Here is a 22,689-nt window from a genome sequence, read left to right as displayed (position 1 = left end):
GCCTTTCGGTGTTTCGCTGCTCAGGGGTTGCGGGGACGATTGGTCCAGCCACCGGAGCGGCGGGGAACCCAGCCACCGGCAGCGTGGGTGCCGCCGTCGACGTGAATGGTGCCGCCGGTGACGAAGCGGGACAGGTCGGAGGCAAGAAAGAGTGCGGCGCCGGCGACGTCTTCTGGCTGCCCGGGGCCGCCGAGCGGCGACCAGGTCGGCCACAGCTCCCGGTCTTCCTCGGGAACGAGCGTCGCGTAGGGCACCTGGACGGACTCGATGAGGTCCGGAGCGATCGCGTTGACCCGGATGCCGGATGGGCCGACCTCCATGGCCAGCGACCGGGTGAACTGCGTCAGGGCGGCCTTGTACCCGGAGTACACGGCGTGGCCGGGAATCGCTCGGTGGGCCTCGACGGTGGTGAGGTTGATGATCGAGCCGTCACGCCGCTCGGTCATGCCCGGCAGCAACGCCTGCGCCAGACGCAGGACGTGAGCGAAGTTGATCTCGTGCAGCTCGTCCCACAGCGACGGCGTGTTGGTGGCGAACGTGTGCGGCGGCTGCAGATAGTGGCCGACATTGTTGACCAGCACATCCGGTCGGTGCCCGACGAGTGCGGAGGGGCACGACGTCGCGCGCACATCCCATTCGACCGAGGTGATCGAGCCGCCTGCGGCGATGTCGAACTCGAGCGAACCGATCGGTTCGATGTCTGCGACAAGGACGTCGGCGCCGTGCGCGGCGAAGGCCCGCGCAACCGCCGCTCCGATGCCTGCGGCACCGCCGGTGACCACGGCACGTCGGCCGGCCAGCATCGCACCGGGAGTGAAGGAGATGAGATTGGGCATTGACGGATTACAGAGCATTCCATGCACCGGCCGATAGCCGATTTCCCGGTGGATGGAAGAATCTCCGTCTCCGCGAGCGCTGGTGTCAACCATTTGCACGAGGTGGTCTCGCGTGAAACTCTCGTGAGGAGAAGCAATTACGTCAGGGTGCGGAGAGTGAGGAAGGAGACCGGATGCGAGCGCACAGTTCCGGTTCCGGCGATGGCCCGACCGGAGTTCTGCAGCGGGCGGCACTGATCCTCGACGCCTTCGAGGGCGTCGAACGCCTGAACTTGTCGCAGATCGTCGCCGCCACGGGACTGCCGCTATCCTCTGTTCATCGCGCGTTGGAGCAGATGGTTGCCCTCCGCTGGGTGCACCGTCACCGCATGGACTACCAACTGGGTATGCGCATGATCGAACTAGGGTCGATGGCGGCGCAACAGAATTCGCTTCGCCGGGCCGCGCTTCCCAGTCTGCACTGGCTGCACCGCGCAACCGGATGCATCGTGCACCTGGGCGTCCTCGAAGGGACGGACGTGATCTACCTCGAGAAGATCGGCGGGGATCTCGCCCCAGGTGTCCGGTCGCGTGTCGGTAGCCGTCTTCGCGCGGACTCTTCAACGATCGGCAAGGCATTGCTCGCTGGTGCGGGGTGCTCACAAATCAGCTCGCCGGAGATCGGCCGGGTGCGTGAATTGCGTGTCGCATGTGAGCACGAGAAGTGTATGAAGGGATTCAGTTGCGTGGCCGTGCCGATCGGGCCGATGGGCCGAGGGGAGGCCGCCGCCGTCTCGGTTTTCGGTTCGGTGGCCAAGATCGGCGTGGACCAGCGGATACGGCTGTCGGTGCAGACCGCGGCGGCTGAGATATGGCGCCGGATGCAGGTCCCCTCGTCGGATGTCTCGGGGCGCCGTTCTGCTCGGTAGTGGCGCAATCGGCTGGGTGAGTCGGCAGTTCTGTACCGGATACGCGGTCGCCCACCTGACGTGACCTCAGGGTGTACCGTCCCCGAGGCGATTCATCCGATCCGGGGGAGGGGTGCCACAATCAGAGTCGGTCGCGGCCGGTCGAGGGACGGCGAGCACTCTCGGGGAGGGGCTGGGGCACGACCCGCTCCCTGGATAGGTGACATCGTGGAGATTGTGGGTCCCCTGCGGAATTTCCTCGGCCCTAGAATTGGGCGATGGACAGGACTGACCGCGCCAGCCGGGTGATCGCGGCACCACCGGAGACTGTGTACGGCGCCCTCCTCGACCGGGACTCCCTCGAGGCCTGGTTACCACCGGACGGCATGCGCGGGCGGGTCGAGCGGTGGGATCCCCGCCCTGGTGGCGGGTTCCGGATGGTCCTGACCTACCTGAACCCCGTCGACAGCCCCGGAAAGACATCGGATGCGACGGATGTCGTCGATGTGGGATTCGCCGACCTGGTGCCATCGGAGCGGGTGGTGCAGCGGGCGGTGTTCGACGCTGACGACCCGTCGTACGCGGGCACCATGACGATGACCTGGCACCTCGTTGCCGCCGGTGACGGGACCGAGGTGACCGTCACCGCCACCGACGTGCCACCCGGCATCGACCAAGACGTACACGAGGCCGGGATCGCCTCCTCGCTGGCGAACCTGGCGTCGTACGTCGAAGGGACCGACTGACCCCACACTTGTCACCGCGAGCACCGCGGCGCTCGTCTCGACACCACCCGGTTAGCACAACTGATCACCACCGCACGAGGCAGGATGAGGCCGGGAGTGACCGAACCGCAGCCGACTGGGCGAGCGCCTCTGCGTCTGAGTGGCCGAGCGCGCTCACGCCACTAGACGATCGCTTCAGCGGCCGCGGCCGCGTCGACCGCCGGGTAGATGGGGTACTCCACGCCCGAGAGGTACTGGACGGTGCGAACCACCTGGCAGGAGTAGCCGAACTCGTTGTCGTACCAGACGAACAGGATGGCGGTGTCGCCGTCGACGATCGCGGCGTTCGCGTCGACGATGCACGCCGCACGCGAGCCGATGAAGTCGCTCGACACGGCGTCGGTTGCCGCGGTGTAGTCGAGGTTCCGGCTCAACGCTCCGGTGAGTGATTCCTGGCGAAGGTGCTCCAACACTTCATCTTTGGTGGACTCGCGCCTGAGCTGAAGGTTGAGGATCGCGACGGACACGTCCGGCGTTGGCACGCGGATCGAATTGCCGGTGATCTTGGCCTTCAGGTCGGGAAGAGCCTTCGCAATCGCGGAGGCCGCACCCGTCTCGGTGAGGACGAGGTTGAACGGCGCCGATCGGCCACGCCGGTCGGCCTTGTGGTAGTTGTCCAGCAGGTTCTGGTCGTTGGTGAACGAGTGCACAGTCTCGACGTGGCCCCGCACGACGCCGAACTCGTCGTCCATGGTCTTCAGCGGCGGGACGATGGCGTTCGTGGTGCAGGACGCGCACGAGACGATGCGTTCGTTCGGATCGACGTCGCGGTGATTGACACCGTGCACGATGTTGGGGACGTCACCCTTGCCGGGCGCGGTCAACACCACCTTCGCCACACCAGGGCGGAGGTGCTGCGACAGCCCGTGGCGGTCACGCCAGATGCCGGTGTTGTCGATCAGGATCGCATTGTCGATGCCGTACTCGGTGTAATCGATACTCGTCGGATCGTTGCTGTGAATGAACTTGATGACGTTGCCGTTGGCGATGAGCGCGTTGTTCTCGTCGTCGACCTTGATCGTGCCGTTGAACTGACCGTGGACGGAGTCGCGGCGCAGCAGTGACGCACGCTTGACCAGGTCGTCCTTGCCGCCCTTCCGGACGACCACGGCACGCAGGTTCAGGCCGTTACCCGAACCGGCCTTCTCGATGAGCAGCCGCGCGACGAGTCGACCGATACGCCCGAATCCGTAGAGGACGACATCCTGGGGCTGCGCGGGGCTCGTCTGGGCACCACCGACCAGGTCGGCGAGGCTCTCCGCGACGAACTCGGGGATCGGCGCTCCGCCACCGTGGGCATGGTAGGCGGTCACCAACAGGCCGAGGTCGATCTTCGACGGTCGCAGATCGAGGCCGGTCAGTGCCTCGAGAAAGGGGAACGTCTCCTCGACGGAGAGCTCGTCGCCACGGATCTGTCGGGCGAAGCGATGGGTCCGCAGGATCTTGATGACCGATTTGTTCACCAGCGAGCGACTGTGCAGCAGAATCGTCACCGAATGCCTGCGGTGCAGACCGCCGATAATCGGGATCATCGCTTCCGCGAGAGCTTCCTCGGAGTTCCACTGCGTCAGTTCCGCTGTGCTCACTGCGTTCCTCTGGCTTTCTGGCTCATTGGCGTGCTCGTGGGTCGGACGCCGGTCGGGATGAGACGCACGTCATACACCCATGTTGCGGAGAACGGCGTGCGCACCACCAAGCATATGGAAGCGCCTCCTCGCGGCGACAGGCACCCGGCACCAGGCACGCAACGGTTGCTTCGGCTACGGGTATTCCGGTTCGAGGGGGACGGTGACCGGGGGCTCGGCCGGCTCGAGGACGTGGACCGGCGGGACCGCAATCGCACCATCTTGTACCGCACTGCCACGCGGACCGGACACATCGATCTGATCTTCGATCGCAGATACCGCGCCCTGATCGCTGAGTACGCACCCGATGGCCGGACGCGGCAAGGAACAGTGCGCGGCGAATCCCGATCAGGACTGTGGGACGCCGCTTGCGGCGCACCCACTCGGTGACGGCGGGACCGCGCCGCTCAGCTCCGCGATCGTTCCGCCCCACGCGGGCGAGCAGATCGTCTCGATGGCGTCGATATCGGCATGCGTCGAGACGTCGGGGGTGAGAGTTGTCTCGACGGTTCCGATGTTGAGCCGTTGCCGCCACCTGGCCTCGTCGAATGGCGATGGGCGCGTGGCGGTCAGGAATTTCTCGACGGTGTGGAGGAAGCGCATGGGGTCGTCCCGGAAGGGGAAGTGACCGGCGCCTGGGAAGATCTCCAGGCGTGAGCCCGGCATTGCCGCGTGCGCGGTGTGGGCGTGGCTGACGGGGATGACCGTATCCCGATCTCCCCAGATGAGTTGAACGGGGAGACTTGCCGTCAGATAGCAGCGGTCGAGCATGGTCACCGTCTGTCCGCGCCAGTCGACCACCGCACGCAGGGTGCGTAGGTAGGCCTCGTACGCGGCGGGGTCGGGAAGTTCGGTCAAGATACGCACCAGATCCGGTGTGTCGTGCAGCGCCGCACCGGGGCGCAGGGGAGTGCCGTGCAGTCGAGTCAACAGGGTTCCCACCCAGCGCACCGCGGGCACCGCTCCCGGCAGGCGCAGCAATTTCAGTGCCTCATTGACGATCGGCGTCGCGGCGAGCCGCAGGAGCGGATGAACGTCGGTGGTGATACCGCCGGCGGAAACCAGGATGAGCCGATCCACCATCTGGGGGAACTGGTAGGCGAACTGCATCGCGATGCCGCCGCCGAGCGAATGTCCGATCACGGTGGCCTGGTCGATTCCCAGGGTCGAGAGTAGATCGCGCATGCCGTTGGCGTAGGCGGCGACGGAATAGTCGGCACGGGGTTTGTCGGAGCGTCCGTGGCCGAGTAGATCGGGTGCGATCACGGTGTAATTCTCGGCGAGGTGCGGGATGATCTCGGTCCATGTCGACGAGTTGTCGCCGATGCCGTGCAACAGCAGGAGTGCGGGGCCGTCCCCGGCCAGGCGGAAGGCGCGTCGGTACCCGTGGATGGTGCGGAACATCATCTGCGGCTCGGCGTCGGGCACCGGCCTGAGCCTGCGCATGCGACTGGGGTTCATCGCACCCTCCTCGACTGTCGCGTTCTACGTCGATTCTTCGCTTCGCACCGTCGAAACACGTGACGACACGCCCCACCCGAGGGTGTCGACATCAGGAGGTCGTTGCCTCCTCCCGGGCCCGAAATAGGTGCGAGAAACGTTCGCTGGTTATTCGCGGTGGAGGCCGCGGCGTTACACGCAGGCGATCACCGGTCATCGAGCACCGGGCCCTGGGCCGTGTCGATCGACAGCGCTTCCGCTGTGCAGCAACGGGACTGGGGTGGATCGTCGGCGGATCACCGCGGTGATGTCACAGGTGTATCGGCGCGATTCGGGTCGGGCGTCGTTGCTGCCGGACGGGGACCTGATCAGTCCTTGTCTGTTATGTGGGTGGGCTACCGTGGGGGTTGTGGCAGCAGGTATTCCGGGTCCGTCGCACAAGATGACGCCCAGCCCCGAGGTTGCGCTCGACTTCGCTCGGGAATGGGTGGAGTTCCTCGATCCCGACGACTCCGAGCATCTCATCGCCGCGGACATGACGTGGCTTCTCTCGCACTGGACCTGCGTGTTCGGCACCCCGGCCTGCCAGGGCATCATCGCGGGCCGACCCGACGACGGCTGCTGCTCGCACGGCGCCTTCTTCACCGACGAGGAGGACGTCGCGAAGTTGCACAAGTCCGTGAAGCTGCTCAGACCCGAGGACTGGCAGTTCATGAAGCAGGGTCTCGGGAAGAGGGGGTACATCGAGGAGGACGAGCTCGACGACGAGCCGGCGCTGCGAACCCGCCGCTTCAAGGGCGCGTGCATCTTCCTCAACCGTCCCGGATTCGAGGGTGGCATCGGGTGCGCGCTGCACTCCATGGCGCTCAAACGCGGCATCGAGCCGCTCGAGGTGAAGCCCGATGTGTGCTGGCAGCTGCCTATCCGGCGCACCCAGGAATGGGTGGAGCGACCCGACGGCGAGCAGATCCTGAAGACGACGATCACCGAGTACGACCGCCGCGGCTGGGGTGAGGGCGGATCAGACCTGAACTGGTACTGCTCCGGCTCGCCGGACGCGCACGTCGGCGCCGAGGCGGTGTGGCAGTCGTATGCGCCGGAGCTCACCGAGTTGCTCGGTGAGGCCGTGTATCGCGAGCTGGCGCGGCTGTGCAAGCGACGCCAGGGCCTCGGCCTGATCGCGGTGCACCCAGCGACCGCGGTCGCCGAGAAGAATTCCCGGTAACGAGCGGCTGCCCCTGAAGACGTCGACCCCGGTCGCATCGTTGTGGGCGTTTACGGCAGGGTCGATGTACCGACGGAACCTCTCGGCGTCGCGTCACCGGGTTGCTCCGGCGCGGGACTCGGCGCCGGAGCACCCCGGGTGATCACATCCAGGGCATGTCAGGGTCGAGGGGGTGGGAGATCACGCCGTCGTCGGGTTCGAGGGGGTAGTTCGCGGCGTGGTACGGAGCGCTGGAGGAGCCGAAGAGCTCGACGCCGCCCGGCTCGGTGAGTGTGGTGCCCGGCTCGTAGAGTTCGACCTGCTCGGGTACGTCCTCGTCGGGGGCATCGCAGGCGACCATGGGCCACGCGTTGGCGCATCCGATGCGGTCGCGAACCTGGACGGTGTATGGGGCCTGCGGTGCGGCACCATCGGTGGGTGCTGCTGCGGCGGTGGCACTCTGGGCCAGCACGGCTCCGAATCCGAGGGCGACGCCGACGGCTGCTGCGGCTGCGGTGCGTGTGGTGATCGAGGACATTCTGTGGGCTCCTGAAGTTCGGGGGTTTGGTGTTCTCGGACGACCACTAGTTTTCGCCGGAAGCCGGCGTTCGATAACACCCCGAAGGGGGTGATCCGCGACCCGCAAGGGGGCGGAAAATCACCCCTGGGTGGCGGCTCCGCGGAGGGCGGTGGTCGCTCTCGCGGATACCGCCCACCTGGACGATGGACTGCAGGATCCGCATCGTAAGACCATCCGAACTGATCTTTGCGACACGTCGCGGATGGTTCGCTGTCGGCGCTTGAACCTGCTATTCGGGTTGTTTGAGGGCGTCGGTGATGCGTTCGTGGACCGGAGGTTTCGAGGTTCTGGCCGGCGGTGCGGGCGGCAGCGTGGGCGCGGGTGTATGCGTCGTCGCTGAGGCGGATGGGGATGCGGTGGGCGGGGCCTGGGGTGGGCTGCTGGTGTGCCGAAGTCGGCGACCAAGGGGTTCACCGCGGTGTGGGACAACAAGGCGGCCACGACGTTCAAGTCCGGTTGGCGGCGCTCACGAATTGGCGCGGCTGGTCCTGGAACGGTGGTAGTCGGCGGTGCTGCCGTGGCGTGTGAGGTGTGGGGTGTGGACCTTCACGCGGTGTAACAGTGGTCGGGCCTGATCGGAGGATGACGTCGGTGCAGGTTCGCCTACCGTGGGGCGGGCGATCATGGGCACTTGCCCATCACTGTCTCCCCGGTGTCGCCGAGCGCTGTCGAGGTTATGGCACCGCCGCCCGATTTCGGCCAGTATCACCGGCGCGCCCCCTGCTTAGCTGATCTTGCGTCGGTAGATGGCCGTCGAGGCGGCGTAGGCGACGATGAGGATGCCGACGCACCAGGCGAGGGCGATCCAGATGTCGTTGCCCACGGGCTGCTGTGCGAACAGGGCGCGGATCGTGTCGACGATGGAGGTCACCGGCTGGTTTTCAGCGAACCACTCCACCGGGCCGGGCATGGTGTCGGTGGGCACGAACGCGGAGCTGATGAACGGTAGGAAGATGAGTGGGTAGGCGAACGCGCCGGCACCGTCGACGGTTTTCGCGGAGAGACCGGCGATCACAGCGACCCACGTCAACGCCAGGGTGAACAGGATCAGGATGCCTGCGACCGCGAGCCACGCCAGCACACTCGCACCCGTGCGGAAGCCCATGAGGAGGGCGATGCCGATGACGATCGCGAGGGAGATCAGGTTGGCGACCAGCGAGGTCAGCACGTGTGCCCACAGCGCGCTGGACCGGGCGATCGGCATGGACTGGAATCGCTCGAAGATCCCGCCCTGCATGTCCATGAAGAGTCGGTAGGAGGTGTAGGCGATGCCCGACGCGATCGTGATGAGCAGGATGCCGGGCAGCATGAAGTTCAGATAAGACTCCGACCCGGTGTCGATCGCGCCGCCGAACACGTAGACGAACAGCAGCATGAGTGCGACCGGGGTGACCGCTGTCGTGATGATGGTGTCGGGGCTGCGCAGGATGTGGCGCAGCGAACGCCCCGTCAGGACTGTGGTGTCGCCGTAGAAGTTCGTGGTGGTCATCATCGCTCCTCGCTGTTCGTAGGGGTGTCGCGGACCGTGTGTGCACCGACGCTGTCGCTGTCGTCGCCGATGATCGCGAGGAAGACCTCCTCGAGGGTGGGCTGCTTCTCGACGTACTCCACTGTCGCGGGCGGCAGCAGGGCCTTGAGCTCGGCGAGGGTGCCGTTCACGATGATCCGGCCCTGGTGGAGGATCGCGATCCGGTCGGCGAGCTGCTCGGCCTCGTCCAGGTGCTGTGTGGTCAGCAGCACCGTCGTGCCGTTGTCGGCGAGTTCCTTCACCGTCTGCCACACCTCGATGCGCGCCTGGGGGTCGAGTCCGGTGGTCGGTTCGTCGAGGAAGATGACCGGCGGGTTCCCGATGAGGCTCATCGCGATGTCGAGACGGCGGCGCATGCCCCCCGAATAGGTCGACGCCTTCCGGCCGCCGGCCTCGGTCAGTGAGAAGCGAGCGAGCAGGTCGTCGGCGATCTTGCCGGGGTTCTTCAGGTGCCGCAGCTGGGCGACCAGCACGAGATTCTCCCGCCCGCTGAGGATCTCGTCGACGGCTGCGAACTGTCCGGTGAGGCTGATCGATTCCCGCACGTTCTGCGGCTGCGTGGCGACGTCGAAGCCGTTGATCGTGGCTGTGCCGGCGTCCTGCCCGAGCAGGGTCGCGAGGATCTTCACGACCGTGGTCTTGCCCGCTCCGTTCGAGCCGAGCAGGGCGAAGATGCTGCCCGGCGCCACGTCGAAGTCGACGCCGCGCAGCACCCGCAGATCGTTGTACGACTTTTCCAGGCCGTGGACCCGGATCGTTGCATCCGTGGTCATTGCTGTCCTCGTTCCGCGTCTTCGATGGCTTTGGTCAGGCGGGCGCGTTCCTTGTCGATCCACTGCGTGCCGCTGTAGGCCTGGGCGAACGTCTCGGCGAACTCGACCGGGTTCTCGCCGACGATCTCGCGTACCGGCGTGCCGTCTACGGCGGCCCGCTCCCAGAGTTCGACGAGGTCGCCCATCATCGTGACGAGGGTCGCGCCGTCCGTGTGGCCGCCGTAGTACATGAAGTACCGCTGCAGCGCTTTCGCGGTGGTGCCGTACGGCTCGGGAAGGGCATCGATGCGGGCTTTGTGCTGTTTGTACTGTTTCTTCTGCTCGAACGATCCGGTGATGGTCTCGATCCAGTTGGCCATGATCACTTCTCTCCTTCGTGGAGCTGTTCGATACGTTCTGCGAGGAAGCTCCATGTCCTCCAGAACTCGTCGAGCTGTTCGCGCCCTTGCCCGTTGATCGAAAACACCTTCCGTGGCGGCCCCTTCTCCGAGGGCACCTTCTCCACATCCACGAAGCCCCTCTGCTCGACGCGGACGAGTAGGGCGTAGACGGTGCCTTCGACGAGATCCGAGAAGCCCCGCTCCCGCAGCAGTGCTGTGATCTCGTAGCCGTATGCCGGCTGCTTGGCAAGAATCGCGAGGACGATGCCCTCGAGCGTGCCCTTGAGCATCTCCGTCATCTGATTGCCCATCACTCACCTTCGATCTAGTCTGTGTTGCTGACTACCGGTAGAAAGTATCACTGAGTACCGGTAGTTAGCAACACCGAATAGCGATCGGGGTCGCAGAACGAGGGAGGACTTCGGGACTGCTGATCCCGTTGATCGGCTCGGCGCCAGTACGCGCGAAGTGTGAGAGAGGGGTCGAGGTAGTACTCGCCCGAATCGGGCGGGTAATGGGGGCGGCCGGAACACGGCAGAAGCGGGCCGTCATCGGGTTCGTTGCTCTCACGCAGCTTTTGAGAACTGCCGCACGTAGCTGCTCAGAACTCACGAATTCTGCGAGTAATGCGCGAAATCCAGACGTTGCTGTCGGATTCCGATACTCGTATGTCGCGGTTGAGGCGGCGCCCCGCTGATCCTCCTCAAACATCGTCGTCGGCGTCGCCGTACGTGGGTTCCGGCTGAGCCTGCTCGGAGTCGATGTTGAAGGAGGAGGGCTGATCTTCAGCTTCCTGACCTGCCTACTCTGGGCGGTGATCTACTTCGTGGTCAAGGCGGTCGCCGGTCATCGCGCAGACCACTGAGGGTCGGCGTCACGCGCTCGATACCCCGCCTGGCCCGGGGCGGGTGCTGTGTGCGCGGGGATGGTGGCCACCTCCGCGCAGGGGCTTCCGATGGAGTGTGCGATTGGGGACCCGGCACACGGGGTAGTCGCGGTATACGCCTCGCGCGCACCGACGCGCCATAGTTCTACATACTCCCGACGCCCGACGCAGTGCGTGGCGACGACACACAGCAAGTGGGTTTGATCATGAAAATAATGAAAGCCAAAACCAAAGTTGAGGTTGCCTCAGCGGTCGGCGCCGGGTACCTACTGGGGCGCACACACCAGTTGAGGATGGCCGTGAAGATCGCTGGTGCGGGCGGGCGGTCCCCCAAGGGGCCTGAGGATCTGCTCGCACAGGGATCCGAGTTCCTTGCCTCGTCTCCGGAGATCGCGGATCTCGGCGATTCGGTTCGGGACGAGCTACTCGACACGGCGGCCGCGACGGCTGAGGCCAGCGGCGAGCACGTCGATTCGTTCCGCGACCGCCTCCGGTCGGGCGGCGCGCACGTCGTGGCCGGCGGCGGGCATTTGGTCGCCGGGGTGAAGAGGATTGGCCGTCGCGGGCACACCCACCCGCGGGACCCCGAGGATTCCACCGTCGACGAGGCACCGGACCAAGGAAAAGACGAGGACGGACGTTCGTCTCAGGCGGTCCAAGAAGAACGACAGCCGAAGCCGCGCAGACGGCGCAAACCACGGATCACGACGCCCAGCGACTCGGCGGCGGAGTCCCGGGACGAATCCGCACCGGAAGCACGAGCGGACACAGCCGCACGCAGGAAGGGAACGGCTAAGGCGCACTAGTCTCCTCACCCGCCGGCTGCCCCGGTGCGCATCGATCAGCGCCGGGTTGTAAGAGCCCGCAATGCCGTGCGACGGTGCAGCCGCTTTCGAGCACCATGTCGTCGAAGATGACACCGTAGTCGGGTTCGGTGATGCCTGTGCCGTCCTGCATCGCCTTGGAGGTCAGCCCGAGCTTGTGGTGGGCCGGCCCGACGAGTTCCGCCAAAATGTCTGCCTCAACGCAGTGATGCGCCAGACGCGGCCGAAGTTGTCGCGCTGGCACTTTGCTGCCGCCGACCAGGGCGGGTAAAACCTCTCGCCGGCGACGGTGCCTGCTCCCGCGCGGACCCGGAACGGCCCACGACTCGGTTACCGTTGAGGGTGTTGCCGCGCCCACACCGCGCGGTGGCCTGGTACCCCGCCGGATCGAACCCCCCGGCGGGGTCACGGTACCGCCGGAACCGCTGCCGAGGGTCGGAGGGCCATGCCACCGAAGTTGGGTGCTGTGTCGTCACCGCGGTGTTGAGCTACAACGCCGCTGGGCCACTGATGACCGCCACAGGCGCCGGCCGTGCCCGCACCGGTGCCACCGAGTCACCGGGTCACTGGGTCACCGGGGGATTCTGAGTCGGTCCGAGGAAGTGGTCGAGCGCGCGGGAGATGAGTTCGGGTTCGTCGAGTTGAGGGAAGTGGCCTGTGCGGGGCCAAGTCTCGACGCGACTGTGGGGTATGGACAGCAGTGGGACCAGCGGTCCGGGATGTTCAGGCGTTGTCGCCTCGGCGCCTGCCTTCCACCTGGATCGGCGTACCCGACTCCGCCCCGAGGCGCATCGACCGGTCGGACTCGAGTGCGGCGATCGTCTCCTCGAGTTTCGGTTGTCGAGTTCGAGTACCCGTTCGAGGATTTCCCCGAGGTTGGTCGACTGATGTCCGCCCCCATTCCCCCCAGAGGGGCTCTGCGGGAGGCGTCCGGAGGTGCCGCCGGCCAGGGTCATGACCCACCGGCGCCACGGCTGTAGCGGCGGGTTCTGCGGTAGGACAACAACTCTCCGTCCAGATCCAGCACCACCTCGTACAGGGCGAGCATGTCCGTCGAAGACGGGATACGCCGATCCTCGACAACTTCCACTTCCACGGTCCACCCGTCGTCGGTCGGCATCACCGATGTCGCACCGAGCGGTTTCTTGCCCGTCAGCTGCGTGATGTCCCGCACCGCGAGCTCGGCGATGTCCTGCGCCGGCAGGGGCGGTGGCAGCTGATGCGCCATGACCTCTTCACTCCTTCTCCGGAGTGGCGGGCTGTGCCGTTCCGGTCATCCGGTCGAGGATTGCCTGCTGCGCCTGCTCTTCCTCCTCGGCGGAGATCTCACCCCGCTCGCGGGCGTCGTCCAGCTCCTCGAGCGCGCGGCGGGCACTGGCGGGATCGTGCAGTTCCTCCTCGACCTGACGCTGAATCAACTCGGCCAGCGAGATCACCCCACGCACCGGCGCGAGCGGCAGCGTGACGATGAACGACAACGGTCCCATCGCCTCAGCCCTCCGGCGTCTGGGCCATCACGAAGTGGTAGGCGGCGAGCGGTCCGAGCAGCCGCATCTCCACCCGGCCCTCCCACCGCTCCGCCAACGCGCCCACCGCCTGCTCGAGCTCGTCTCCGCGGGCGACCTCGACAAGGACCGCCACTTGCGCGGCATCCTCCTCATGGGTGGGTTCGCGGACGTTGACCAGGTCGGCCAGCGAGTCGAGTGCCTCGACCACCGTGGCCGTATCTTCCTCTCGCTTCGCGACGATGGCGTTGGCCACGATCTCGCCGAGGGCCATCCGGGCGTCGCGGGTGGCGGCCTCCGGCTGGTCGCGGATCGTGTCGCGCAGTGCGCTGGCCTGCTCGTTCTCGCCGATCACGTCCCACAGGACGGCGTGTTCGACGTAGCGGGCCTTCACCACGTATTGGGCCTTGCCCTCGAGTTGCTCCATGGCGGCGGCGAACTCGTCGGCGTGCGCGGTGAGCAATTCGTCCTTCAGCGCATCGGTGTCGGTGAGGACGGCCCCGAAGCGCAGGGGGAGTACCGGTGCCACTCGCGCGGCACCGTCCAGCAGGTGTGCGTGGGCCTGAAGGTCCGCGGGTTTTCCGAGGGGTCGGTCCACCGATATTTCGCTGACCAGTGCCGCGATGTCACCGTGTCTGATGGTGCTCACCTGGGAGTCGTCGACGCCGACGGCGTCGTCTTCGGTCCGCACGTCCGCGGGCACGATGCCGTAGACGTAGATGCCGGTGGTGCGCGGCTGCTCGGGGGCATCGGTGGCCTGGTTCGTGGTGGACATCATCTGTCCCCTCTGCTGGATTTACGCGGCACCCGCTCGGGCTCCTCTTGTCCGCCGCCGAGGAGGTCACCGAGTTTGTCGCCGGCAGCCTCGAGCGCGCCCTTGGTCTTCGACTTGGCACCACCTTCGGTCACGGACCCCACCAGATCGGTCAGGCCCTTGGGTTCGCTGCCGATCTCGAGCCGGTTCACCGCCTCCGCGAACCGCAGATACGTGTCGACACTGGCGACGACGATGCGGGCGTCGATGGTCAGCAGTTCGATCCCGACCAGCGAGACCCGCACGTACGCGTCGATGACCAGGCCCTTGTCGAGGATGGTGTCGATGACGTCGGCGAGGCTGCTCGAGCTGGGCCCGCCGGTGGTCATCGGCGGGCTCCTCGCTTCGCGCCGACGGACTTGGTGGCCGCGGTCTTGCGGGGGCGGCCACGGCGTGCCGGTGCCGTGTCCTCACTCGCGGCCGCGGTCTTGCGCGGTCGGCCACGGCGTTTCGGCGGTGCCGGCGGTTCACTCGCGGCCGCGGTCTTGCGTGGGCGACCACGGCGTTTCGGCGGCGGCGCCTCGTCCTCCTCGGCCTCCTCGTCGACCGCTTCCTCACCTTCGCCCTCGTCCTCTTCAGCCTCGTCTTCCTCTGTCTCGGGTTCCTCGTCCTCGGCCTCGTCTGTTTCCTCCGGCTCCTCGTACTCGTCCTCGTCTGTTTCGGCGGGTTCCTCGTCCTCGGCCTCGTCCTCGGCTTCCTCAGGCTCCTCGGCCTCGTCCTCTTCACCCTCGCCCAGCTGCGTTTCGTCCTGCTCGTCTTCCTGTTCCGCTTCGTCCTGCTCGGGCTCGACTACCTGACCGTCCCGGATTTCTCCGCGCCAGCCCTCCAATTCATCAGGATGGAGGATGGTCTGCGTCATGACGTGGCGTGCAAAGTGTTTCAATTCCAGCCGTGCTCGTCGTCCCTGTGCGCGCCACAGGTTTCCCGTCTTCTCGAACAATCCCTTCGGGTGATACTCGAGGATCAGAACGATGCGGGTGAGATCCGGGGTCACCTCGTGGAACGTCACCGCACCGTCGATGAAACCTTTGGCGCCCTTCGAGCGCCACACGATCCGCTCGTCGGGAACCTGCTCGAGGATCGACGCTTCCCAGGTTCGGTGCGACAGGAAGATCTGCGCCTTCCACTCGAGCTTTTCGTCCGATTCCTGCTCGACCCGTTCGACCTTCTTCATGAACGACGGAAAGTCGGCGAATTGGGTCCATTGGTTATAGGCCAGCTGAACCGGGACCCCGACATCGATCGTTTCGACGATGTTGGTCAATTTCAGCTTCTTGCCTTTTCCGCTACCGCCACCGCCACCGCCGGTGACCGCGTCCTTGAGGTCGGACGCCTTGTCCTTGACCGTCTGCTTGGCGCCCTCCCACCAGCCGCCACCGGTGTCGGACTTGTCCGGTGACTCATCGTCATCCGATTTCTCGGAACCGGTGAGGGCGGCAAGCAGCCCTCCTTCGCCGCCGTTCTCGGCGTAGTCGGTGAGCCGCCCGGAGGTGTTCGCCACCTTGTCCGAGACCGAGGACAGTGCCTTCTCGGCGACCGTGCCAACAAGTCTCTGCATTGCCTCCTGCAGCACGCTGGACGATCCGTTGCCGTCACCCGGTACGGCCTCTTGTAGTTTCTTTGCGGCGCTCGTCATCGCCATCACCTTCTTGCCCGTCGGACGGGCGCAGAGTCCGTCGTGGCCTTGGCCCGTGTCCTGCGTTTGCGGGCAGGAGACTCTTCGTTATCGTCGTCTTCGTCTGACTTCGCGGTCCGCGACCTGCTCGCGGGCCGGGTGCTCCCGGTCGCTCCGGCCCGGCGGCGCGGCGTGGGCCGCTTACGTGGGGCCGGTTCCTCGTCGGCCTCGTCTTCGTCCTGCTCCTCGTAGTCGTCGGTCGCGTCTTCCTCTCCGGCGGAGTTGTCCTCCGGCGGTTCGTCGGTACTGGGCTGCTCGTCGTCGTCCCGCGAACGAGTGTGCTTCTTGCGGCCGAATTTGCTCACCTTGGTGACATCAGTGACGTTGTCCGCGGCATCGCTGACGGTGCCCGTGATCTCCTGGCCGCCCGATTGGAGCCGGTTGCTCAGCGAGTCGATGCGCTGGCTGGCAGCGGTGACCGCTGCGGCCTTCGCTGCCCCGAGCAGCTCACCCCGGACCGTGTCGCCGAGTTTGGCGACCTCCGGGGAATTCGCGAGCATCTTGGTGCCGAGTGTGAGCAGCTCCCGCGGCCCGCCGCGAAAGCGCCCGGTCGTACCGGCCCCGGCGAGCATCAGTGCCAGCTTCATCCGGCGGGTGCGGCCTAGCAAATAGCCCGCACCGATCGCGGCCGCCATCTGAGTCTTGTTGTTCATCATTGAACCCCTTTTGCCGAGTAGTCACCACGCACCTCTCGCCAACCTCGGAGATGTGTCGCAGGACCGATTTCGGAGATGTGTCGCAAGACCGTGTGCATGGTAGGGGTGCGCATTGTCGACTACCCCAACCCGGCAACGCTCAATCACCAGCACACCACGATTCCGGCCGACTTCACGGGAACCCATTTTCCGTTGTGCAGAAATTCGGTGATTCCGGCCTCTCCGGAGCAGCCGGGATGAACCAAGCCGACTCGTGCGGAAGGATTCCTTCGGAGATGTTGCTGTGCAAGGGAAATCCCTTGCACGGCGGATACACGAGGGTTCGTTGAGCGACGGAGGATCGCTGGTGTTCATTGGTTGGGCAGTGCCACGATGAATTCTTTTCTTGTTGTGTCGTGCGCCGCCTGCTCACGAATCGGCCCTGCCCGCCCGTCGATCAGGTCAGCGTGCAGCGGCCCGCACCGCCGCGACGATCGCCATGACAAGCAGGGCCAGCAATAGGACTACGAGCAGTACCGGCCCGAGGAGCAGTCCGAGGACCAGTAGGAGAATCAGGGCGACCTTGGCCTTGGTGCTCAATCCGGAGACCAGCCCTTTGATCGCGGCCCACACAGGATTCTTACCTGTCAGGGCGGCCCGAACACCCTCGAGTCCGGCTTGCATGCCCACCCCGCCGTGCGCGACCTCGTCGACGAGGGGGTTCATCCACTCCTGGATCTTCTGCTTGATCTTTTCCGTCAGCATGGCGCCGCGGTCTCGCACCGTCTCCTGAAGCCGGCGAATGTGGGCTTTGAGCCATTCGATGGCGGCCTCGACCGACCGCAACACCCGGCTCCAGGTCGTGTCGGCGGGCCCGCCGCGTTCGGTGTCCTTCGCTGACGACTCCGGTCGGCGTGTGCGGTTCGGTGCGGTGGACCGCGGGTGCGCGGATGTGCGGGACCCCTCACCTCGGGGATGTGTGCGAGCCGTCGGCTTCGCGGTGGTGGCCCGTGCCGGCGCACGCCCGGAGGGTGCCTCGCTGTCGGCGCGCCGCCGACGGGGTGTGCCCGAGGCTGCTTCGCTGGTGGCGCCTGTTCGCGTTCGTCGCGGTTTCGGTTCAGACGCCCGCGAGCCGCTGTGCCGCGAGGTGCCCCCAGTCGATGTCGCGGGCGCCGGCCGCCTGCGCGGCAGCCGCCCCGCTTCGGTGGTGGCGGTCGCCGCGAACCTGTTCGCCGCGGTCGATGCCCGGGCCTTCGGCTTGGTTGTGGCGGTCGTGGCCAGGCCTCCGGCGTCAGTGGTCCTGCCGTTGCCGACTGCGCCGCCACTGTGCGATGTGACCGGTGTCCGGCCGTCCGTTCTCGCTCGTGCACCCATAGTTCGCAAGTACCCCCGGGTCGACCTCGGAAACCGGATTCAACGCCGGAATTGCGCAGCGGCCTCGCCGCCTCTATTCGACCACCTGGCTGCCAGCGGTGCCCGGTACGACGGGCTCTCGCAGCGGTGTGCCTCCCTCACTGACACACTGTTCGGCTTCTGCAGCTCACTGGAGGGTTCCCGAACCCGACAGGTGCGTCCCCGCGCGGAAGTCCTACGGAACAGGACGTCGAGACGCGTCAACCGAAATCCGTTGTGGGAGGACCATCCCACGGCAGTTCGGTGACGTCGTGGAGCAGACGAGCGTGACCGGGTCGTCGTGGCACTCGAGGACAGACTGTTGACGAATGCGCGAACGGTGGGAACCTTTCGGTGCGCCAACGCGTCGAGGTTTCCGGCGCTCTCACGTACCTCGGCCACGCCCACCGGGCCCGTGGACGCCGTTCTCCACCAGATCACCGCTCGGGTGGCTACCGGCCTCGTTCGATGGACAGTCGAGCATCCGCGCACATAACGGAACCCGACGCGGACTTCCCAGAATTCACAATCTCATAGTTAATGTCCGACGTGATGTTCAGGTTCGGAGCGAACTCGCGCCCCTGGACGTCCATGAGGCCGAGGGCGCGACTGGCGGTGGTCTTAGCTCGCGGACGACTTGGCGATGACCATGTCGGTCAGGGCGGGGACTACCCAGATCAGATCCCACACCGCTGTAGAGGGGGCCCGGAGAAGGGTCCATGTCCGGTGGTTGCATCAGCAGACACAGATCCATCGACAACGCGTCGACGTCGTGGTCGGTGACCAGGGCCAGCAGATGCCCGGCCAGGCGAGCCTCCGGAACCGCGCGGCCGCCGATGCCGGAATCCATACCCGCATGGGTACCGGCTCGACCGTAGGGCCGATGGGATGGCGGGCGCCGATGAAGCAAGGAACGACGTAATGTAACGCTTCCGCCTGTGAATCAGATCACATATGTGCGTGATGACAAGACTGACGCGGCCGCGGCCGCCCCACACCCACATGAAGGCAGAATTCCCATGGCGACACCCTCGATCCCGACGACTTTCGTGTCCACTCCCAGCACCCGGAGGCGGCGCGATGTGATGAGCACCGCCGAGATCAAGGCGAGAATCGAAGCCATGTACGCCGACGACCGTCGACCCGACAGACGGTCTGCTCGCTGACCTGCCGCCGGTGACGCCAGGAGACGAGCGTCGGGGTGCCGCCCGCCGAGGTGGTTGGTCGTCGGTCCCGGGTGTGCCCGCAGGTGTGCGATGCACCGGGATGGTTGGCGGTCTGACGAGAATCATCGCCCGTCTGATGGGACTCGTCGCTGAGGCTCAGCTGGCTTCCACAGAATCTGAAAATGCGCTGCGCCAATGGGTTACGTGCCGTTGTGTGAGTTGTGAGGTGTGTAACGATGCGGGCGTAGTTGGGCAGGCGAAGTCCAACGGCGAGAGATGCCATGATCTTGGGCGTTGACTGCGGCTCCTGATGGCGGTGTCGGTTACGACGTGCCGGTATGAGCCTGCAGGCGTTGAATGGCGTTGCGCGGGCACGTCACTCCACAGATGACCCTCCGCAACGCCACCCTCGCATCGCCGACGTTGCGCGAAGCCTACGACCAGGCGATGGACAAGGTGCGCCGCCGGTTCACCCTCACCCCGGTCGGCTAGCCGGTCGTTCCGGACACCGTCAGCTGGCTCGGCAGCGAGATGCTCACAACGCGCGTCGCCCATGGCTACTGCTCCCGACACGTAGCGGCAGGAGCCTGCCGCTACGCCAACATCTGCGAGACCTGCGACAAACTTCGTCACCGAACCCGACTTCCGTGACGCGCTCGAGGCGCAACGCTCCGATATCCAGGCACTCGAAGCCGAAGCCGAAGCCGAAGCCGAAGCCGAAGCCGAAGCCGAAGCCTGCGACCGCGGCTGGTCCGACGAAGCTGCTCGCCACCACCGCGTGGCAGACGCCCTGACCGACCACCTCCACCGACTCAACCGCTGACTCCAGATCACCAATCTGCGATTGACCCCCACGCGAAGGCCGGTTAAGGAAGAGACTCACCAACGAAATCCGGCGGTGGACCGATGTCGTCGGGATCTTCCCGCGCACCGCCCTCATTAGGCTCGTCGGACCGTCCTCGCCGACCAACACGACGAATGGATCGACGCTCGCCGCTGCCTCGACGTACTGGCCCGCTCCCGCGGAGCTCACCGCGACGACATCGATACCGAACCTACTTCAGGCGGTGACACAGGCGGCTCTGACCGCATAACCATCAGGCGAGGAATCGCACGACGACGTACACCACCTCGCGGGACTTGACCGACTCGCTCGGGACCAGCTGGTTGCCCGTTCTGATCTTGCCGGCGGGGTGGGGGCCTAGGGTGGACTCGGTTGTGGAGTTTATGTGTCGGCGCATACCGGTGCCGTTCGGCTGGTTCTGCGAGTCCGAGAGGTTTGCGATGACGGATTCGAGCGCGAATACCGCGCGGGTCTCGTTGCGGACGCTGCTGTGGCTGGCTATCGGCATTCTGGTGACGCTGTTCGCGGTGTCCACAGCCTTTTCGGTGTACGGGAGATTGGCGGTACGAGCATCTGTCGACGACCTGTCCGAGCAGCTGCGGCCCGCGCAGCGGGCGGTGGCCGAGCTGACCACGTCGTATGTGAACCAGGAAACGGGACAACGCGGGTACACCCTTACCGGCGATCCGCAATTCCTCGAACCCTATGACGCGGGCCGGCGTGACGCGGCCGCACTGCACACTCGCCTGGACACGCTGCTCGCCGAGGATGCGGCCGCGCAGGCAGCGCTGCAGAGGACCGCCGAGGCGGCCGAGATGTGGCGGACGCGGGCAGCGGAGCCGCAGATCTCTGCGCGCCGCGACAACGCGAGCGAACCGGATCGGATCCAGTCGACGACCGCGACGGGTAAGGAGTTGTTCGACGACCTGCGCACACGGCTCGCGGAATTGAGTGCCCGTACCGACGTCCTGGTCACCGAGCAGGTCGAGCGAGTCCACTCGGCGCAGGCGCTGGCGAACATCGCGACCGTCGTCGCCTTCGTTCTCGCCGTGGTCACGGCCGTGACCGCGGTGTATCTGACGCGGCGGCTGCTGACACGGCCGATCGATCGTCTTCTCGCCGACATCGGCGCGGTGGCCGGCGGCGACTACGGGCGGGAGATCGACACCGACGGGCCCCGGGAGGTGGCGATCATCGCCGGGGCGGTCGACACGATGCGGACCAGCCTGCTGGCGAAGAACGAACAACTCATGGCGGCGGAGCGGGCCCGCGCACGTGATGACGAACAGGGCCGGATGGCGGCGGATCTCCACGATATGACCCTTCAGCGTGTGTTCGGTCTGGGTCTGACGCTGACCTCGCTGGGCGTCCGGCATCCACGCTTGTCGGCGGATCTGGACCCGCTGATCGACGAGACCGACAGCATCGTGCGTGGATTGCGGGCCGTCATATTCGATCTCACCGGGTCCACCGGGGCCGCGCGGTCCGGGGAGGCGGGCAGCCTGAGTGCCGCGGTGAGCGAGATCGTCGACAACAGTGCCGCCGCGCTCGGTTTCACTCCGGATGTCTGTGTGGAGGGGCCGGTCGACCGGTATTCGGGCAGCGAGGCCGGGCCGGAACTGCAGGCTGCCCTGCGCGAGGCCCTGAGCAACGTCGCCCGCCACGCACAGGCGAGCGTGTGCAGTGTCCGGGTCACCGCCGCCGCCGACGGCCTCGTGTTGACCGTGAGCGACAACGGCACCGGAATCGCGGCGGGAGCCGCGCATGGAGACGGACTGACGAACATTCGGCGCCGCGCCGAGCGGCTCGGCGGTCACGCGGTCTTTCGCGACCTGGGGCCGGGGACAGCGGTCGAGTGGGCGATACCCGCACCGGAGGCGTCTCCACAAGTGACTGATCGGCCGCCGCCCGGTGATGTGTGACTTAGCCACCGCGAGCCGAACGGCCGGTTCACTGGCCAGTTGAGGGCACATTTTCCGGCGGTGCGGCGGTGATCTTCGCCGACCCGGGCGGTCAAGCCGTCATCCCGACCGGTGACAATCGGTGCTTCCGTCGCTTCGACGGGACCGTCCTCGCTTTCGAGGCCGTAAGCATCGCGTCGTTGACGCGTTCGGGCGTCTCGATCGGCGATGCTCCACCGGACGTGGGTTGTCCAAAACTGTTGATCTGGTACGCATTCGGGTGCCGATCCGGGGTTCTCCGTCGGGTGGTGGGGTCGTCGGGATGCCGCGCTGGACGCGGTGGTTACCGGGCGCAGCTCAGGTGAAGGGCGTCGGCGGTGGCCGGTGTCGCGTGCCGGGGCGCGAGGGGTCGTTGCTCGCCGCGGCGAGCTCGGTTGGTGTGTCGTCTGCGGTCGTCCTCGGTCATGCCGCCCCAGATTCCGTACGGTTCGCCCGTCGTCAGGGCGTGCTCGCGGCACTGGGTGAGTACGGGGCAGTGCTGGCAGATCGGCCGGGCTCGTGATTCGCGGTGACTTCGGGCGGTACCGCGTTCCTTGTCGGGGGAGACGAACATCGACGGTTCGATACCGCGGCACGCGGTGCTGCCCCGCCATCCTTCGGGTCCGCTCGTGACCTGGTGGGTCGAGTGTCAAATGCTCGGCGGTAACGGTGTTGGGGTGATGCCCGTGTCATGGCTCCGGGGCCGCCGGCGTCGAGGATCCCGACGAGCAGGTGTTCGGTGCCGACGGAGTTCTGGTGGTGGGTGCGGGCGGCGCCGGCGGCGAGGACGACCACCTGGCGGGCTTGATCGGAGTATCTCTCGAACGGGCCGCAGGGCGGTGGGCGGTAGGCGGAGTTGATCGCCTGCACCGACCGCGCCTTCACCGCAGTTCCGCCAGCCTCGCGCTCGCCACATCCGTATCTGGGTGGTGCGCGCGCCGGGCGACCGTGACGAGCTCGGACGCCTGAA

Annotated in this window: 19 protein-coding genes and 7 pseudogenes; 7 read left to right on the top strand and 19 right to left on the bottom strand. The window is 66.3% G+C overall.

From position 1 onward, the window contains the following. Nucleotides 1-20: 20 nt before the first annotated feature. A complete protein-coding gene (locus DTA22_RS03020; protein WP_037227125.1) occupies nt 21-836 on the bottom strand; it encodes an SDR family NAD(P)-dependent oxidoreductase in 816 nt (271 codons plus the stop codon). 173 nt (nt 837-1,009) lie between these two features. Between DTA22_RS03020 and DTA22_RS03015 the strand changes: the two genes are divergently transcribed. Further along, nucleotides 1,010-1,744 carry an IclR family transcriptional regulator gene (locus DTA22_RS03015; protein ID WP_112298440.1) on the top strand — a complete coding sequence of 245 codons (735 nt, stop codon included), beginning with the start codon at nt 1,010-1,012 and terminating at the stop codon, nt 1,742-1,744. A gap of 257 nt (nt 1,745-2,001) precedes the next feature. Then, nucleotides 2,002-2,469, top strand: a complete 468-nt coding sequence (locus tag DTA22_RS03010; RefSeq protein ID WP_112298439.1) for an SRPBCC family protein — start codon at nt 2,002-2,004, stop codon at nt 2,467-2,469. 161 nt (nt 2,470-2,630) lie between these two features. On the opposite strand, the gene DTA22_RS03005 is transcribed toward DTA22_RS03010, so the two are convergent. Next, a complete protein-coding gene (locus DTA22_RS03005) occupies nt 2,631-4,094 on the bottom strand; it encodes a glyceraldehyde-3-phosphate dehydrogenase (protein ID WP_112298438.1) in 1,464 nt (487 codons plus the stop codon). A gap of 492 nt (nt 4,095-4,586) precedes the next feature. Continuing rightward, a pseudogene (locus DTA22_RS03000) lies at nt 4,587-5,594 on the bottom strand (alpha/beta fold hydrolase); the annotation flags it as partial. A gap of 421 nt (nt 5,595-6,015) precedes the next feature. Here DTA22_RS03000 and DTA22_RS02995 point away from each other — a divergent pair. Continuing rightward, nucleotides 6,016-6,798: a hypothetical protein gene (locus DTA22_RS02995; protein WP_112298437.1), complete on the top strand. Its 783-nt coding sequence runs from the start codon at nt 6,016-6,018 to the stop codon at nt 6,796-6,798. A gap of 142 nt (nt 6,799-6,940) precedes the next feature. Here the strand turns inward: DTA22_RS02995 and DTA22_RS02990 are convergent, their stop codons facing one another. The 5 genes from DTA22_RS02990 to DTA22_RS02965 form a co-directional block, all read right to left on the bottom strand. Continuing rightward, nucleotides 6,941-7,315, bottom strand: coding sequence for a hypothetical protein (locus DTA22_RS02990; RefSeq protein ID WP_112298436.1), 375 nt, complete (start codon nt 7,313-7,315; stop codon nt 6,941-6,943). Nucleotides 7,316-8,081: 766 nt separating this feature from the next. Continuing rightward, nucleotides 8,082-8,846 carry an ABC transporter permease gene (locus DTA22_RS02980; protein WP_112298861.1) on the bottom strand — a complete coding sequence of 255 codons (765 nt, stop codon included), beginning with the start codon at nt 8,844-8,846 and terminating at the stop codon, nt 8,082-8,084. Beyond that, complete coding sequence (locus DTA22_RS02975) at nt 8,846-9,658, bottom strand: ABC transporter ATP-binding protein (protein ID WP_112298435.1); 813 nt, start codon at nt 9,656-9,658, stop codon at nt 8,846-8,848. Before DTA22_RS02975 ends, DTA22_RS02980 begins: the two co-directional genes overlap by 1 nt. Next, nucleotides 9,655-10,017 (bottom strand): DUF1048 domain-containing protein, encoded by a 363-nt coding sequence (locus tag DTA22_RS02970; RefSeq protein WP_200887677.1) that lies wholly within the window; start codon nt 10,015-10,017, stop codon nt 9,655-9,657. Before DTA22_RS02970 ends, DTA22_RS02975 begins: the two co-directional genes overlap by 4 nt. 2 nt (nt 10,018-10,019) lie before the next feature. After that, nucleotides 10,020-10,349, bottom strand: a complete 330-nt coding sequence (locus DTA22_RS02965) for a PadR family transcriptional regulator (protein WP_037240175.1) — start codon at nt 10,347-10,349, stop codon at nt 10,020-10,022. A gap of 395 nt (nt 10,350-10,744) precedes the next feature. Between DTA22_RS02965 and DTA22_RS36605 the strand changes: the two are divergent. Both DTA22_RS36605 and DTA22_RS02955 read left to right on the top strand, forming a co-directional pair. Beyond that, nucleotides 10,745-10,903, top strand: a pseudogene (locus tag DTA22_RS36605) (GlsB/YeaQ/YmgE family stress response membrane protein); the annotation flags it as partial. A gap of 191 nt (nt 10,904-11,094) precedes the next feature. After that, nucleotides 11,095-11,730, top strand: coding sequence for a hypothetical protein (locus DTA22_RS02955; RefSeq protein WP_245973498.1), 636 nt, complete (start codon nt 11,095-11,097; stop codon nt 11,728-11,730). Between the two features lie 70 nt (nt 11,731-11,800). On the opposite strand, the pseudogene DTA22_RS36600 reads toward DTA22_RS02955, so the two are convergent. The 9 genes and pseudogenes from DTA22_RS36600 to DTA22_RS02905 form a co-directional block, all read right to left on the bottom strand. Then, nucleotides 11,801-11,917: pseudogene (locus tag DTA22_RS36600) on the bottom strand (2-oxo-hepta-3-ene-1,7-dioate hydratase); the annotation flags it as partial. Nucleotides 11,918-12,471: 554 nt separating this feature from the next. After that, nucleotides 12,472-12,704, bottom strand: a pseudogene (locus DTA22_RS36595) (hypothetical protein). Beyond that, complete coding sequence (gene gvpO, locus DTA22_RS02935) at nt 12,701-12,976, bottom strand: gas vesicle protein GvpO (protein ID WP_037240169.1); 276 nt, start codon at nt 12,974-12,976, stop codon at nt 12,701-12,703. The pseudogene DTA22_RS36595 and the gene gvpO overlap by 4 nt, the downstream one beginning before the upstream one ends. A gap of 7 nt (nt 12,977-12,983) precedes the next feature. Continuing rightward, the gene (locus tag DTA22_RS02930) at nt 12,984-13,235 is read right to left on the bottom strand and encodes a gas vesicle protein GvpG (RefSeq protein ID WP_037240167.1); all 252 of its coding nucleotides are present in this window, start codon (nt 13,233-13,235) and stop codon (nt 12,984-12,986) included. Nucleotides 13,236-13,239: 4 nt separating this feature from the next. Continuing rightward, the gene (locus tag DTA22_RS02925) at nt 13,240-14,028 is read right to left on the bottom strand and encodes a GvpL/GvpF family gas vesicle protein (protein WP_037240215.1); all 789 of its coding nucleotides are present in this window, start codon (nt 14,026-14,028) and stop codon (nt 13,240-13,242) included. Then, nucleotides 14,028-14,396, bottom strand: a complete 369-nt coding sequence (gvpJ, locus tag DTA22_RS02920; RefSeq protein WP_037240165.1) for a gas vesicle protein GvpJ — start codon at nt 14,394-14,396, stop codon at nt 14,028-14,030. The genes DTA22_RS02925 and gvpJ overlap by 1 nt, the downstream gene beginning before the upstream one ends. Continuing rightward, entirely contained in the window at nt 14,393-15,703 is a 1,311-nt protein-coding gene (locus tag DTA22_RS02915) for an SRPBCC family protein (RefSeq protein ID WP_112298860.1), read from the bottom strand. The genes gvpJ and DTA22_RS02915 overlap by 4 nt, the downstream gene beginning before the upstream one ends. 5 nt (nt 15,704-15,708) lie before the next feature. Continuing rightward, complete coding sequence (locus tag DTA22_RS02910; RefSeq protein ID WP_037240210.1) at nt 15,709-16,395, bottom strand: hypothetical protein; 687 nt, start codon at nt 16,393-16,395, stop codon at nt 15,709-15,711. Between the two features lie 444 nt (nt 16,396-16,839). Beyond that, a complete protein-coding gene (locus DTA22_RS02905) occupies nt 16,840-17,226 on the bottom strand; it encodes a hypothetical protein (protein ID WP_037240207.1) in 387 nt (128 codons plus the stop codon). Nucleotides 17,227-19,804: 2,578 nt separating this feature from the next. On the opposite strand from DTA22_RS02905, the pseudogene DTA22_RS37090 reads away from it, so the two are divergent. After that, nucleotides 19,805-20,079 (top strand): annotated as a pseudogene (locus tag DTA22_RS37090) (transposase); the annotation flags it as partial. 140 nt (nt 20,080-20,219) lie between these two features. After that, nucleotides 20,220-21,701, top strand: a complete 1,482-nt coding sequence (locus tag DTA22_RS02880) for a sensor histidine kinase (RefSeq protein WP_112298859.1) — start codon at nt 20,220-20,222, stop codon at nt 21,699-21,701. A 322-nt stretch (nt 21,702-22,023) separates the two neighbouring features. On the opposite strand, the pseudogene DTA22_RS02875 reads toward DTA22_RS02880, so the two are convergent. After that, nucleotides 22,024-22,353: pseudogene (locus DTA22_RS02875) on the bottom strand (WhiB family transcriptional regulator); the annotation flags it as partial. Between the two features lie 44 nt (nt 22,354-22,397). Then, nucleotides 22,398-22,580: pseudogene (locus DTA22_RS37010) on the bottom strand (Clp protease N-terminal domain-containing protein); the annotation flags it as partial. Nucleotides 22,581-22,689: the final 109 nt, after the last annotated feature.

This window comes from Rhodococcus wratislaviensis (assembly GCF_900455735.1).
In the GTDB taxonomy this organism is placed as follows: Bacteria; Actinomycetota; Actinomycetes; order Mycobacteriales; family Mycobacteriaceae; genus Rhodococcus_F; species Rhodococcus_F wratislaviensis.
Note: the sequence above shows the minus strand (reverse complement) of the source record. Positions and strands in the feature narration are given on the sequence as shown.